The sequence below is a fragment of the Variovorax sp. DAIF25 genome (genome assembly GCF_050711835.1).
Taxonomy (GTDB): Bacteria; Pseudomonadota; Gammaproteobacteria; order Burkholderiales; family Burkholderiaceae_C; genus Variovorax.
On the sequence record NZ_CP136637.1, the window covers coordinates 442,170 to 455,233 of the forward strand.

The following is a 13,064-nucleotide window of genomic DNA, read 5'->3' on the forward strand; positions in this document are numbered from 1 at the left end:
GGTGACGGTCCTTTTTTCAGATTGGCGGATCGACGCGAAAGCCCAGCCGGCCGAGCGCCTCGCGTGCCGCGGCCGATTGCAGCAGGGCCACGAAGGCCTGCACCGGCGCGCGCGCCAGCCGGGCCTTGGGCACCACGAAGTCGTAGCGTTCTTCCTGCACCGGGATGAAGCCCAGGCCGTACTGCCGCGCGACCGTGTCGATGGCCAGGCCCCAGTCGGCGCGCTGCTGGGCCACGGCGACGGCGACCGCGTTGTGCGACTTGGTCTGCACGCCGTAGCCGGGCGGCTTGGCGCTGCCGAGCAGGCGGTCGATGAGGATGCGCGTGCCGCTGCCGGCATTGCGGTTGACCATGGTGCAGCCGGGCTCGGCAATGGCGCCGGCGATCGCCGACGCGGCGTCGCGGCCCTCGAAGCGCGCATCGCCGGGTCGGTAGACGACGCCCTGCATGCGGCCATAGCCGGTGATCAGTTCGAGCTCCGGCGTGAGCAGCGGCCGGTTGTAGACGCCGGTGGCCGGGTCCATCAGGTGGATGCCCGCCAGGTCGCATTCGCCGCGCCGGGCGGCCATCAGCCCGCCCGTGCTGCCCACGTTCATGGCCTTGATGCGCACGCCCTGGCGCATCAGCTCGCCGGCCAGCCAGTCGAGGCCCACGCAATGGCTGCCGATGAGGATCAGGTCCGCGGGGTCGAGCCCCTGGCCCAGCAACTGCACCTGCACCGGCGCGCCGGCGTCGACGATCTCGGTGTGCTGGCCGATGGTGATGAAGCCGTCGGCGCTGCTGAAGGTGGTGACCGAGCCCGAGCCCTTGCCCATGGGGTAGGCGGCCAGGCCCTCGTCGGTGGGCACCAGGCCCACCAGCAGGTATTCGGTGCGGCCGCGCTCGGAGTTGATGCGCATCGGCAGCGTGGCCGCGACATGTTCGCGCCGCTCCGGCGGCAGGCCCGCGAAGGCGCGGATCACGGGCGCCAGGAATTCATGGAAGGTGAACACCGCCGAGGTCGGGAAGCCCGGCAGGATCACGACCGGCTTGCCGCCCGTGACGGCCAGGCACACCGGCTTGCCGGGCTTGAGCGCCACGCCGTGCGCCACCACGCCCGGATCGCCGAGCGCGGCGACCACGCGGTAGGAGAGATCGCCTTCGCCCTTGGAGGTGCCGCCCGAGAACACCACGGCATCGCATGCCAGCCCGCGCGCGAGCGCGGCCGACAGGGCTGCCTCGTCGTCCGGGATCACGCCCAGGCGCACCGGCAGCCCGCCGAGCTCCTCGACGGCCGCGCCGATGATCGCGGCGTTGGAGTCGTACACCGCGCCCGTGGGCAGCGGCGCGCCCGGCGCGACGATCTCGTTGCCGGTGGAGAAGATCGCCACGCGCGGCTTGCGGTGCACATGGACCTCGGCCAGGCCGAGCGCCGCGAGCACGCCGATCTCGCGCGAACTCAATCGCTGCCCGCCGCGCAGCACCGTTTCGCCGCGCGCGATGTCGGTGCCGGCATAGCTGACGTTCTCGCCCTCGGTGACCGCGCGGCGGATCTGCACCTGGCCGTCCTCGGCATCGGTGTGCTCCACCATCACCACCGCATCGGCGCCGCGCGGCAGCATGCCGCCGGTGGCGATCGAGGTCGCGCGGCCGCTCGTCACTTCGCGCCGCGGCACGATGCCGGGCGCCAGCGTCTCGTCGGCGAGCGCCAGGGCGCGCGCCTGCTCCTCCATCGCGCCCCAGGTGTCGGCGGCCCGCACGGCGAAGCCGTCGACGTTGGAGCGGTCGAAGCCCGGCACGTCGATGGCGGCCACCACGTCGTCGGCCAGCACGCGGCCCAGCGCCTCGTGCAGGGGAACCGTCTCGCTGCCCAGCGGCGCGAGTGTCAGGTGCTCGCGGAAGCGGCGTTCGGCCTCGTCGCGCGTGACGACATCGAGGAATTGCGATTGGGGTTTCACGGTCAGTCGTAGAAATGGACGGTCACTTCGGTCCCGGGACCGAAGCCTTCGCTCTCGGCCGGGGCGACCACGAAGCCGTCGGCCCGCGTGGTCGAGCTCAGCACGGAGGCGCCCGAGAGCGCGAGCGGCTCCACGCCGGCCTCGCCGATCTTCACGCGCACGTAGTCGACGCGCCCCACCTGCGAAACGATCTTGCGCGCCACGGTGGCGCGCGCCTGGCGATAGGGCCAGTCGGCGGGCCGACCGCCGATGCGGCGGATCGCGCGGCCCGCGAAGAAGTCGTAGGCGCACAGGCAGGACACCGGGTTGCCCGGCAGCAGGAAGACCAGCGCGTCGCCGATGCGGCCCATGCCGGCCGGGCTCGAGGGCCGCATCGCGATGCCGTGGATCGCGAGCTCGCCGAGCTCGGCCAGCAGGCGCGGCGCATGGTCCTCGGCGCCCACGCTGGAGCCGCCCGAGACCAGCACCACGTCGGCGCCCGCAGCGGCCAGCGCCTGCGCGATGACCCGAGGGTCGTCGCCGAGCCGCTGGTGCGACTCGAGCAGGCCGCCATCGCGCGCGACCAGGCCGCGCAGGGTCATCGAGTTGGCGTCGTAGATTTCGTAGGGGCCCTTGGCCGTGCCGGGCGCTCGCACCTCGTTGCCGGTCACGAGCAGGCGCACGCGTGGCCGACGAACGACATCCAGCTGCGCCAGACCCAGCGAAGCAGCCAGGCCCGCGTCCTGCGGGCGCAGCCGACGGCCCGCGGCCAGGGCGGCACTGCCGCGCGCGATGTCCTCGCCGACATGGCCCACGTGCTGGCCGGGCGCGACCGCGCGCGTGATGCTCAGGCGCCCATCCTGTTCGCTCGCGTACTCGGCGGGCACCACGGCATCGAGGCCCGCCGGCACGGGGGCGCCGGTCATGATGCGGATGGCGGCGCCCGCGGGCACCGTGCCATCGAAGGGCCGGCCAGGCCAGGCGTGGCCGACGACCGGGAACACCAGCGGGTTGTACTCGCCGGAGCCCGTGGTCTCGCCGCCGCGCAGCGCATAGCCGTCCATGGCGGCACGATCGAACTCGGGCACCGCGATCGGCGCGATCACGTCGTTCAGCAGCACGCGTCCCGTGGCGTCGTCGACCGCGACCGATTCGCCCGGCAGCAGCGGCGTGTGGGCATCGATCCAGGCGAGGGCGGTGGGAACTTCGGCGCGCTGCGTGAAGCCGCGCATGCGTACATCGGGCGAGGCGGTTCGTTCGGGTGGGGGCATTGCGGCCAGTATAGGAGTTGGGTGCCACCGGCCCTGCGCGCCGGGGACCATCGCCGTTGAGCCCGCGCCGACGCTGGCGCGCGGCGCGGCCCGCTCACTTCTTGGGGGCGGGATGAACCTCGGACGAGGGCTGGTTCGCGCTCGGCGGCGATGCCGCCGTGGGGGCCGGCGAGTGCGCGCCAGAAGCTTCGATCGGCTTGGCCTCGGTCGGTGCCGCCGCGGCGACGTAGGGACCGGGATCGGCGCAGGCCGGCGTCGCGGGCGCGGCCGGCACCGTCTTGCCGGCGGCCTGGGCACTCGCGCGGTACTTGGCCGCGACCTGGTCCTGCGCCTTGCACAGCAGGTAGGCGTCGACCTTGCCGCTCCATGCGGTGCGGGCCGCCGTATCGGCGGCCTTGGCCTGGGCTTCGGGACCGAGCGGCGGCAGCTTCGCGAAGGCCGGGGACGAAGCCAGCGCCAGCGTGAGCGCGCCCTGGAGGATCAGCGTGTGCTTCATGCGGAGGTTCCTTGCACGGTCACCGGCCGCGCGGGGGCCGATGCATCGGACGGAGTCGAGCGCTGCGCCGGGATCTTGCCGGCCGCGATGTCGTCGTACCAGAGCTTGTGATGCTCGCGCGCCCAGGTCTCGTCGACATAGCCTTCGCGCATCGCCTTGTAGGCACCGGTCATGCCGAGCGTGCCGATGTAGATGTGGCCCATGATCATGGCCATCATCAGCAGCGTGGCCACGGCATGCACCATGTGCGCGACCTGCATCTCGCCGCGCGTGTAGACGAAGCCCGGCAGCAGCTTGTCGAGGAACAGGCCCGAGCCGATCACGATGCTGCCGAGGAACAGCACGCCGCCCCAGAACACCGCCTTCTCGCCGGCATTGAAGCGGTGCGACGCGGGTTCCTTGCCGCCGAACAGGCCGCCGCCGTGCTTGAGCCAGGTGAAGTCTTCCTTGCGCGGCCAGTTGCTGCGGATGAAGGTGAAGATCATGAACAGCGTGGTCACGACGAACAGCGGTCCGACGAAGTTGTGCACGGTCTTGAGCACGTAGGCGAGGTAGCCGAACAGCGAGCTGCCGAGTATCGGCAGCAGGAAGAACTTGCCGAAGGCCATCACGATGCCCGAGATCGCGAGCGTGACGAAGGCGATGGCGTTCGACCAGTGCGTGGCGCGCTCGAAGGGCGTGAAGCGCTCGATCTTGCGGCCGGTCTCGGGCTCGTGCAGCCGGATGGTTCCGCGCGTGAAGTAGAAGATCGCGAGCGCCAGCAGCGTGACGAAGAGCAGGGCGGCGCCGTAGGGAATGATCCAGTTGTTGCGCACCTGGCGCCAGGCCTCGCCGGCGTTGGTGAAGCGCGAGCCCGGGTACTGCACGAAGCGCTGGATCAGGTTGCCGGCCTCGGGCGCCTCGCTCGCCGGCAGGCTGCTGTAGCCGGTGACGCCGCCGCTCACCTGGCGCCACATCGGCGCGTTGTTGCCGGGCTGGACCTTGTTGCGCTCGCCGTTGGTCTGGTTGAGGTAGTTCGGGTCGGCGCTGGCCTCGGGCTTGACGTCGAAGATGTTCTGGCTGCGGATGCCCGCGCCGGCCTGCGGCGCAGGCGCGGTGGCGGGGGCCGGCTCGGTGACGGCACCGCCCGCGGCCGGCGCGGCGCCCTGCGCCAGCGCCATCGCCGCGCAGCCCAGCAGCGCGGTCGTCAACAGCGCCTTGAACGCTGGCCTGATGCTGATGGTGACGCTCATGCGGCCTCCGGCTCAGTTCTCTCGGGTGTATTCGTTCTGGCCGTTCGAGCGGAGCTTGATCTGCTGCTCCCATGCCGTCTTGTCGCCGACCTTCCAGCCCGGCGCGGTGAAGACCGTGCCGGTGTTGGTCTGCGTGCCGGTCCCGCTCCAGGGCACGGCGTCGTGCTTGACGCCCTCGGCATTCGTCTGCGGCTTCTCGCCGCAAGCCGCGAGCAGCAGCGTGCCCCCAGCGAGCGCGACCAGGACCAGCGCCGCGCGCTTCACTTCTTCTCTCCGGTGGCCGGCGTGCCGGCCTGCTGCGAGCCGTAGGCCGTGCCCCAGCCCCAGACTTCGGCGCCCGTGCCGCGATGCAGCACGCGGGTGCGGAAGATGTCGGCCACCACGTCGCCGTCGCCGGCCAACAGCGCCTTGGTCGAGCACATCTCGGCGCAGGCCGGCAGCTTGCCCTCGGCCAGGCGGTTGCGGCCGTACTTCTCGAACTCGGCCTCGGAGCCGTTGGCCTCGGGGCCGCCGGCGCAGAAGGTGCACTTGTCCATCTTGCCGCGCGCGCCGAAGGTGCCCTGCGACGGGAACTGCGGTGCGCCGAACGGACAGGCGTACGAGCAGTAGCCGCAGCCGATGCACACGTCCTTGTCGTGCAGCACCACGCCCTCCTCGGTGCGGTAGAAGCATTGCACGGGGCACACGGCCATGCAGGGCGCGTCGGAGCAGTGCATGCAGGCCACCGAGATCGACTTCTCGCCCGGCAGGCCGTCGTTGAGCGTGACCACGCGGCGGCGGTTCACGCCCCACGGCACCTCGTTCTCGTTCTTGCAGGCCGTGACGCAGCCGTTGCATTCGATGCAGCGTTCGGAATCGCAGACGAACTTCATTCTTGCCATGGTGATTCCTTATGCTTTCTCGATGTTGCAGACCGTGGTCTTGGTCTCTTGCATCATGGTGACGCTGTCGTAGCCGTAGGTGGTGCTGGTGTTGATCGCCTCGCCGCGCACGATCGGCGCCGCGCCCTTGGGGTAGTAGGCGAGCAGGTCCGCGCCCTGCCAGTGGCCCGAGAAGTGGAAGGGCATGAAGACCGTGTCGGGTCCCACGCGCTCGGTCACCATGGCCTGCACGTTGAGCTTGGCGCCGGTGGGCGTATGCACCCAGGCCCGCTCGCCGTTGCGGATGTTCTTCTCGGCCGCCACCTTCGGGTTGATCTCGATGAACATCTCCTGCTGCAGCTCGGCCAGCCAGGGGTTGGAGCGGGTTTCCTCGCCGCCGCCCTCGTATTCCACGAGCCGGCCCGAGGTCATGATGTACGGGAACTTCTCGGCCACCTTGTCGGCCAGGTTCTTCTGCTGCACCGTCTTGTAGAGCGTGGGCAGGCGCCAGAACGCCATCTTGTCGTCGTGCGTCGGGTACTTCACGGCCAGGTCGGGCCGGGTGCCGTAGAGCGGCTCGCGGTGCTGCGGAATGCCGTCGGGGAAGTTCCACACCACGGCCCGCGCCTTGGCATTGCCGAAGGGATGGCAGCCGTGGTTCTTCATGAACACGCGGATCATGCCGCCCGAGCTGTCGGTCTTCCAGTTCTTGCCCTCGGCCTTCGGCTTCTCGGCCTCGGTCAACTCGTCCCACCAGCCGAGCTTCTTGAGCAGCATGTGGTCGAGCTCGGGATAGCCGGTCGTGATGTCGGCGCCCAGCGAGTACGAGCCGTCCTCGGCCAGCAGGTTCTTGCCGTTGCGCTCCACGCCGAAGTTCGCGCGGAAGTTGCCGCCGCCGTCCATCACGTGCTTGGACGGGTCGTAGAGGTTCGGCGAGCCCGGATGCTTGAGCTCGGGCGTGCCGTAGCAGGGCCAGGGCAGACCGTAGTAGTCGCCCGAGATGTCGTAGCCGTTGACCTTGTCCTTGACCGCGCCCTTGGCCTTGAGCGTGCGCACGTCGAAGGCGGCCATGTTGCGCATGTGCGCCTGCAGCCGCTCGGGACTCTGGCCCGAGTAGCCCACGGCCCAGCAGCACTTGTTGATCTCGCGCAGGATGTCGTCGGGCACGGGCTCGTCCATGCCCTTGACCTTCTGCATCTTGAAGTTCTTGCTGAGTTCCTTGCCGAAGCCCAGGCGGTCGGCGAACTGCTGCATGATCATGTGGTCGGTGCGGCTCTCCCACAGCGGCTCGATGACCTTCTCGCGCCACTGGATCGACCGGTTCGACGCCGTGACCGAGCCGCTGGTCTCGAACTGCGTGCAGGCCGGCAGCAGGTAGACCGCGCGGTTCGCGTTCGCGTCCTCGGGCCGCCCCGGCATCGCGGCCATCGCCGCGGTTGCGGAAGGATAGGGATCGACCACGACCAGCAGGTCCAGCTTGTCCATGGCGCGCTTCATCTCGAGACCGCGGGTCTGCGAGTTGGGCGCATGGCCCCAGTAGAAGACGCCGCGCAGGTTCGAGTCCTGGTCGATCAGCTCGTTCTTCTCGAGCACGCCGTCGATCCAGCGCGACACCGTGATGCCGGGCTTGGTCATCATCGCGGGCGAGGCGAAGCGGCCCTTGATCCAGTCGTAGTCCACGCCCCAGGTCGCGGCGAAATGCCGCCACGAGCCTTCGACCAGGCCGTAGTAGCCGGGCAGCGAATCGGGGTTCGGGCCGACGTCGGTCGCGCCCTGCACGTTGTCGTGGCCGCGGAAGATGTTGGTGCCGCCGCCCGACTTGCCGACGTTGCCGAGCGCGAGCTGCAGGATGCACGAGGCGCGCACGATGGCGTTGCCGATCGTGTGCTGGGTCTGGCCCATGCACCAGACGATGGTGCCGGGCCGGTTCTCGTTGAGCATCGTGGCGACCTTGAGCACCTGCGCCTCGCTGACGCCGCAGGCCTCCTCGACCTTGTCGGGCGTCCACTTGCTCATCACTTCCGCGCGCACTTCGTCCATGCCGTAGACGCGGTCGTTGATGTAGCGCTTGTCTTCCCAGCCGTTCTTGAAGATGTGGTGCAGCAGGCCGAACAGGAACGCGATGTCCGAGCCCGAGCGGATGCGCACGTACTCGTGGGCCTTGGCCGCCGTGCGCGTGAAGCGCGGGTCGACCACGATCATCTTGCAGCCGTTCTCCTTGGCATGCAGCATGTGCAGCATGCTCACCGGGTGGGCTTCGGCCGCGTTCGAGCCGATGTACATCGCGACCTTCGCATTGCGCATGTCGTTGTACGAATTGGTCATGGCGCCGTAGCCCCATGTGTTCGCCACGCCAGCGACCGTGGTCGAGTGGCAGATGCGCGCCTGGTGGTCGCAGTTGTTGCTGCCGAAGAAGCTCACGAACTTGCGCAGCAGGTAGGCCTGCTCGTTGCTGTGCTTGCTCGAGCCGATCCAGTAGATGGCGTCGGGGCCGCTGGCCTTGGTGAGTTCCTTGAGCCTGGCGGTGATCTCGTCGAGCGCGGTGTCCCAACTGATGCGCTCGTACTTGCCGTTGACGAGCTTCATCGGGTAGCGCAGGCGGAACTCGCCGTGGCCGTGCTCGCGCAGCGCGGCGCCCTTGGCGCAATGGGCGCCGAGGTTGATCGGCGAGTCGAACACCGGTTCCTGCCGCACCCAGACGCCGTTCTCGACCACCGCGTCGGAGGCGCAGCCGACCGAGCAGTGCGAGCAGACCGTGCGCTTCACCTCGATCTTGCCGGCGCCGATGGCCACGGGGCGGCCGTCGGCGGCACGCGACTTCTGGATCAGCGTGAGCTGGCTCGCGGCGAGGCCCACGCCGACGCCCAGGCCCGAGCGGCGCAGGAAGGCGCGCCGGTCCATGGTCGGCAAGGCGTTCGCGAGGCCGCGCCGCAGGCTGTGGATGAAGGGCGACGATGCCGTGGCGGGATCGGCGGCGTGTGCGCGCGCGGCGTGGGGGGATTTCTTGGTCAGAAGCACCGTGGACTCCTCAGGCCGAAGCGGTCTTGTAGTAACGCTGGACGTGCTCGCTCAACGAATAGCCGCCGCCTTTTTCGGGCGGGGGCGGCAGGGAGGAGGGGGCGTCGGCGGTGTCGACGGGTGTCTCGACGACCTTCGGCAGCGCGGTGACGGCCGCCACGGCGGCGCCGGCGGTGGCGGCACCGAGGAAGAATCCTCGGCGGGATGCCGGCTTGAGGCCGGTGTCTTGGCTATCCTGCATGGTGGCTCCAGGAGTGGCTAGGCTCGACGCAATGGCATCCGTCGGTGCCGCTTGATACTAGACCAGCGGGCATCGACGGGCAACCCGGATTCCCCTCCCTCATGCCAGCATGTCGAAGGCCTGGGCCTCGACCTCGCCGAACGCGCGGGTGAAGATGGCCAGTGCCGCATAGAAGCGGGCCTGGGGATGCCGGGATACTGCGTCGCACAAATCGCCCAGGAAGGGCTGGATGTGCTTCGAGAAAATAGCCTGTTGTTGTGTAAGGTTGGCGACTTCCACGTCGTCGCCCGCGATCAGGTAGCGCATGACCTCGAACAGGCACGCGATGTGGTCCTCGGTCTCGTAAGTGGCCTCAGCGCGCGCGAGGCCCAGGCGGTCGAGGTCGTTGCGCAGTTGCACGAGCGGCTTGTCGTTGAGGAAGCCGCTCAGGTAGTGCGACCCGAACAGCAGCACCTCGGGCTTGCCGAGGCCGCCGAAGAGCGCGTCGTATTCCTCGCGCGCCGCGGCCGCGCTGGTGTCGCGCGCCACGCCGACCAGCTGGCGCCACGGCTCCTCCAGGAACGAGCCCGCGGCCGGTGCCTCGGTGGGCGCGACCTGGAAGGCCTGCAGCAGCTCGGCATCGGGGGCGGCATACCAGAGGCGGGCCAGCAGGCCGTAGAGCTCGGCGCGCGCCACCTCCTCGTCGAGTGCCGATGACACCGGAAAGGCTTCGTTCATAGCGGCGCGATCTTCACTTCGTTGGTGGCGCTGTAGAGGTCGATGACCCGGCAGTCGCTGCACATCTTGAGGCGCTCCAGCGCCTCGCCCTGGAACATCGCGTGGCCGGCGAGCTTGCCGAGCATGGCCTCGATCGCTTTCTGCGTGCCGAAGGGCTTGCTGCAGCGGATGCAGGCCCAGGGCTTTGCTTCGTTGAGGACCACGGGCTGCTTGCGCTCGGGCGCGACCAGCAGCCGCGGCACCAGCGAGACCGCGTCCTCGGGGCAGGTGGTCTCGCACAGGCCGCATTGCACGCAGTTCTTCTCGATGAAGCGCAGCTGCGGCGCCGTCTGGCTGTCGAGCAGCGCGCCCGACGGGCAGGCGCCCACGCAGGCCAGGCACAGGGTGCACTTGTCCTTGTCGACCGCGATGGCGCCGAGCGGCGAGCCCGCGGGCAGCTCGACGACCAGCGGTGCCTCCGCCTGCACGGCGGGGGCCGCGCCCGTCAGGTGGTCGAGCGCCATCTCGAGCCGGCCGCGCTTGTCCGCGCCGACCGCGAAACGGGCCGGGGTCGCGGGCAGGCGCTGCGTGGTGGTGCGCAGCTCGGCCAGCGCGGCATCCAGCACGGCCGTCGAGTCCGCCTCGATCAGGCGCAAGTGCGTGCCCGTGTAGCCCAGGCCGCGCAGCAGCGCCTGCGCGATCTCCATCTGCTTGCGCAGCGCCGCGAGGTACTGCGGCGCCTCCTCGCCGGTACAGAGCACCGCCACCTGCGAGGCACCGAAGGCGATCGCGCCGAGCCACAGGTCGATGCCCGTGCTCGCGGCATGGAAGAGCCCCACCGGGATCACGCGCGCCGGCACGCCCTGCGCCGTGCCGAGCTGCGCCCGGCGGCCGAGCCGCTCGATCAGCGCCTGGCCGGATTCCTGGCTGTGCAGCAGCAGCGCGGCGTCGCGGCCGCCCGCGGCCGCGTAGGCGCCGAGCAGCTTGCGCAGCTTGAGCCCCTGATCGGGCGCGCGCGGGTAGGTGTAGCCCAGTGCACCCGACGGGCACACGGTGGTGCAGGCGCCGCAGCCGACGCAGAGGTTCGGGTTGACGACGATGCGCTGCCGCTCCTTGTCGCTGGCAATGGCATGCGCCGAGCACACCTCGACGCAGGCGTTGCAGCCGACCACCTCGTTGCGGCTGTGCGCGCAGAGGTTCTGCCGGTAGTCGAAGAACTTGGGCTTCTCGAACTCGCCGACCAGCTCGCGCAGCCGCAGCAAGGTCTGCAGGCCCTCGGCATGCGCGACGCCGCCCGGCAGGTGGAAGTAGCCCTGCGGCGGCGCGTGCCAGTCGATCAGCGGCGCGGCGCCCAGGTCCAGCACGAGGTCGAAGGCCGCGTCGAAGGCCTGGGGCGCGCGCGCGAAGTCGATCGCCCCCGCCACCTTGCAGGCGCGCTCGCAATCGCGGTGCGAGGTGCAGCGCGCGCTGTCGATCTGGTAGTCCAGGCCGATCGCCTGTTCGGGGCAGGCGACGACGCAGGCATCGCAGCGCGTGCACAGGTCGAGGTCGATGGGGTTGTCGCGCGTCCAGCGCAAGGTGAAGGCACCGAGCCAGCCCGCGAGCGAATCGATGCGGCCCGCGATCACCGGCCAGCGCCGTTCCTGCGCGCCGCCGGCGACACCCGGGCCCTGCGCCCACAGCGTCACGTCGAGCGCGTCGCCGACCAGCGCCGCGGCGCGCTCGGCCTCGTCGAGCGGCCCGACGATCAGCAGCCGGCCCTGGCTGTTGTAACTCACGGTCGAGACCGGATCGGGCTCGGGCAGGCTGGCGGCCGCGAGCAGCGCGGCGATCTTCGGCATCGCGTGCTTCGCGTCGCGGCTCCAGCCGCCCGTCTCGCGGATGTTGACGAAGCGGATCGGCGAACTCGCGCCGGGCGTCTGCGTGGCGAGCTCGCCGAACAGCCGCTTCTCCTGCGTGCAGGCGACCACCACGTCGTCGCCGGACTGGATCGCGCGCTGGAAGGCGGGCGCTTCGCGGCGGCACAGCGCCGAATGCAGGGGAAGGGTTTCAGGCAGTGCCGTGCCGAGCGTCTTCGGCTCGAGCGGCATCGTCTGGTTGCAGTCGCAGATCAGCGTGGTGGTCATCGGTCTCTTGGCTGGCTGGTTGCGCGGCGGCAACTGGCGGGCTGGGGAGTTCCCCGGGGTCTTCCGACTGTGCCACGTCCTCCGTCCCCACGGTTTCGGGGGTTTCCGGGGGCATTTCCCCGGGCTCCTCGTCGAAGAGCTTGAGGAACTTGGCACTCGCCATCTGGCGCAGCACGCCGTCGGGGATCGGCGTGGGCTTGGAGTAGTCGTCGACGTAGGTGTCGAGGCCGTCCATCACGTTGAAGTGCGGATCGGAGAAGAGCTTGCGGAAGGCCGCGTTCTTGACCTCGGGCGCCACGCCCTTGGCTACGAACGGCTTGTAGTCGGATTCGATGCCGAGCCCTTCCACGTCCGCGAGCGTCAGCGGTGGCGCCGTCTCCGCGTCGCTCGGCGCAACCGGGGCGGGATCGGTGGCATCGGTGCGCGGGGCCGGGACCGGCTCGGTGGCCGGCACCGGGGAGGGCGCGAGTTCCGGCGCGGCCTTCGCTTCGACGGCGGCCTCGGTCTCCCGCACCTCCTGCTTGCGCCGCGACCAGCGTCCGAGAAAACCCTCAGACATCGCCGGCTCCCCGTCCGCGCTTCTTCTCGGTCGTCACGCTCGCGGCATTGCCGAAGCGGTCGACCAGCGACCTGAAGCTCTCGGGCCGGCGCCGCCGCTTGGGCTCGATCACGTAGTGCTCGTCGACGAAGGCGCGCACCCACTCGACCACCTCCGAAGGCGCCGGCACCTGCTCGACGGTTTCCTGCGCGTCGAGCCAGCGTCCGGCCTCGTAGTAGCTGAGCGTCACCACCACCGGCCGCGGGATCGGCTCCGGCGCCAGCGTCGCTTCCTCGTCCATGCGCCAGAGCACGAACCAGCACGGCGTCGGCGTGATCGCGTTGAGGTGGTAGCCCTCGGCCTCGTCGCGGAACAGCTCGACCTTGAAGCCCGGATGCAGCCAGCGCTGCTCGCCGTCCTGGTCCTGCAGCAGGCGCGGCTCGCTGCCGAAGCCGGGCTCGTCGGGCAGCACGCTGTCGAGCGTCCAGCGCCACGGTTGCCAGTGGGCGGAGGGACCATGCAGCCGCTCGCGGCGCATGAGCACCGCGACGTCGAGCGTCGGGCGGCCGGTGGGCGCGGCCGCAGGAGTTTCGGGGGTAGGCATCGAGCGAACGATAGCCGATCGCCGCCGCGGCAAGACAAGGCCCCGCCGCCTGAGCGGCGACGAAGCG

The 13,064-nt window shown here is 70.2% G+C and carries 12 protein-coding genes; all 12 read right to left on the bottom strand.

The genetic code is table 11. The annotated features are described in order from the left end of the window. Positions 1-16: 16 nt before the first annotated feature. Complete coding sequence (locus R0232_RS36075; RefSeq protein ID WP_431514058.1) at positions 17-1,936, bottom strand: molybdopterin biosynthesis protein; 1,920 nt, start codon at positions 1,934-1,936, stop codon at positions 17-19. Between the two features lie 2 nt (positions 1,937-1,938). After that, positions 1,939-3,186 carry a molybdopterin molybdotransferase MoeA gene (locus R0232_RS36080; protein ID WP_431514059.1) on the bottom strand — a complete coding sequence of 416 codons (1,248 nt, stop codon included), beginning with the start codon at positions 3,184-3,186 and terminating at the stop codon, positions 1,939-1,941. Between the two features lie 94 nt (positions 3,187-3,280). Further along, positions 3,281-3,682, bottom strand: a complete 402-nt coding sequence (locus tag R0232_RS36085; RefSeq protein ID WP_431514060.1) for a hypothetical protein — start codon at positions 3,680-3,682, stop codon at positions 3,281-3,283. Next, positions 3,679-4,914: a formate dehydrogenase subunit gamma gene (locus R0232_RS36090; RefSeq protein WP_431514061.1), complete on the bottom strand. Its 1,236-nt coding sequence runs from the start codon at positions 4,912-4,914 to the stop codon at positions 3,679-3,681. Before R0232_RS36090 ends, R0232_RS36085 begins: the two co-directional genes overlap by 4 nt. Before the next feature lie 12 nt (positions 4,915-4,926). After that, positions 4,927-5,178, bottom strand: a complete 252-nt coding sequence (locus R0232_RS36095) for a hypothetical protein (protein ID WP_208507584.1) — start codon at positions 5,176-5,178, stop codon at positions 4,927-4,929. Continuing rightward, on the bottom strand, positions 5,175-5,795 hold the full coding sequence (fdh3B, locus tag R0232_RS36100) for a formate dehydrogenase FDH3 subunit beta (RefSeq protein WP_208507583.1): 621 nt from the start codon (positions 5,793-5,795) through the stop codon (positions 5,175-5,177). The genes R0232_RS36095 and fdh3B overlap by 4 nt, the downstream gene beginning before the upstream one ends. Before the next feature lie 9 nt (positions 5,796-5,804). Beyond that, a complete protein-coding gene (locus R0232_RS36105; protein WP_431514062.1) occupies positions 5,805-8,792 on the bottom strand; it encodes a formate dehydrogenase subunit alpha in 2,988 nt (995 codons plus the stop codon). A 10-nt stretch (positions 8,793-8,802) separates the two neighbouring features. After that, entirely contained in the window at positions 8,803-9,033 is a 231-nt protein-coding gene (locus R0232_RS36110; RefSeq protein ID WP_203207275.1) for a formate dehydrogenase, read from the bottom strand. 99 nt (positions 9,034-9,132) lie between these two features. Then, a complete protein-coding gene (locus R0232_RS36115; RefSeq protein WP_431514063.1) occupies positions 9,133-9,750 on the bottom strand; it encodes a TorD/DmsD family molecular chaperone in 618 nt (205 codons plus the stop codon). After that, the gene (locus tag R0232_RS36120; RefSeq protein ID WP_431514639.1) at positions 9,747-11,819 is read right to left on the bottom strand and encodes a 4Fe-4S dicluster domain-containing protein; all 2,073 of its coding nucleotides are present in this window, start codon (positions 11,817-11,819) and stop codon (positions 9,747-9,749) included. The genes R0232_RS36115 and R0232_RS36120 overlap by 4 nt, the downstream gene beginning before the upstream one ends. After that, positions 11,779-12,414, bottom strand: coding sequence for a DUF3306 domain-containing protein (locus R0232_RS36125; RefSeq protein ID WP_431514064.1), 636 nt, complete (start codon positions 12,412-12,414; stop codon positions 11,779-11,781). Before R0232_RS36125 ends, R0232_RS36120 begins: the two co-directional genes overlap by 41 nt. Next, positions 12,407-12,997, bottom strand: coding sequence for a DUF3305 domain-containing protein (locus R0232_RS36130; protein WP_431514065.1), 591 nt, complete (start codon positions 12,995-12,997; stop codon positions 12,407-12,409). Before R0232_RS36130 ends, R0232_RS36125 begins: the two co-directional genes overlap by 8 nt. Between the last annotated feature and the right edge of the window lie 67 nt (positions 12,998-13,064).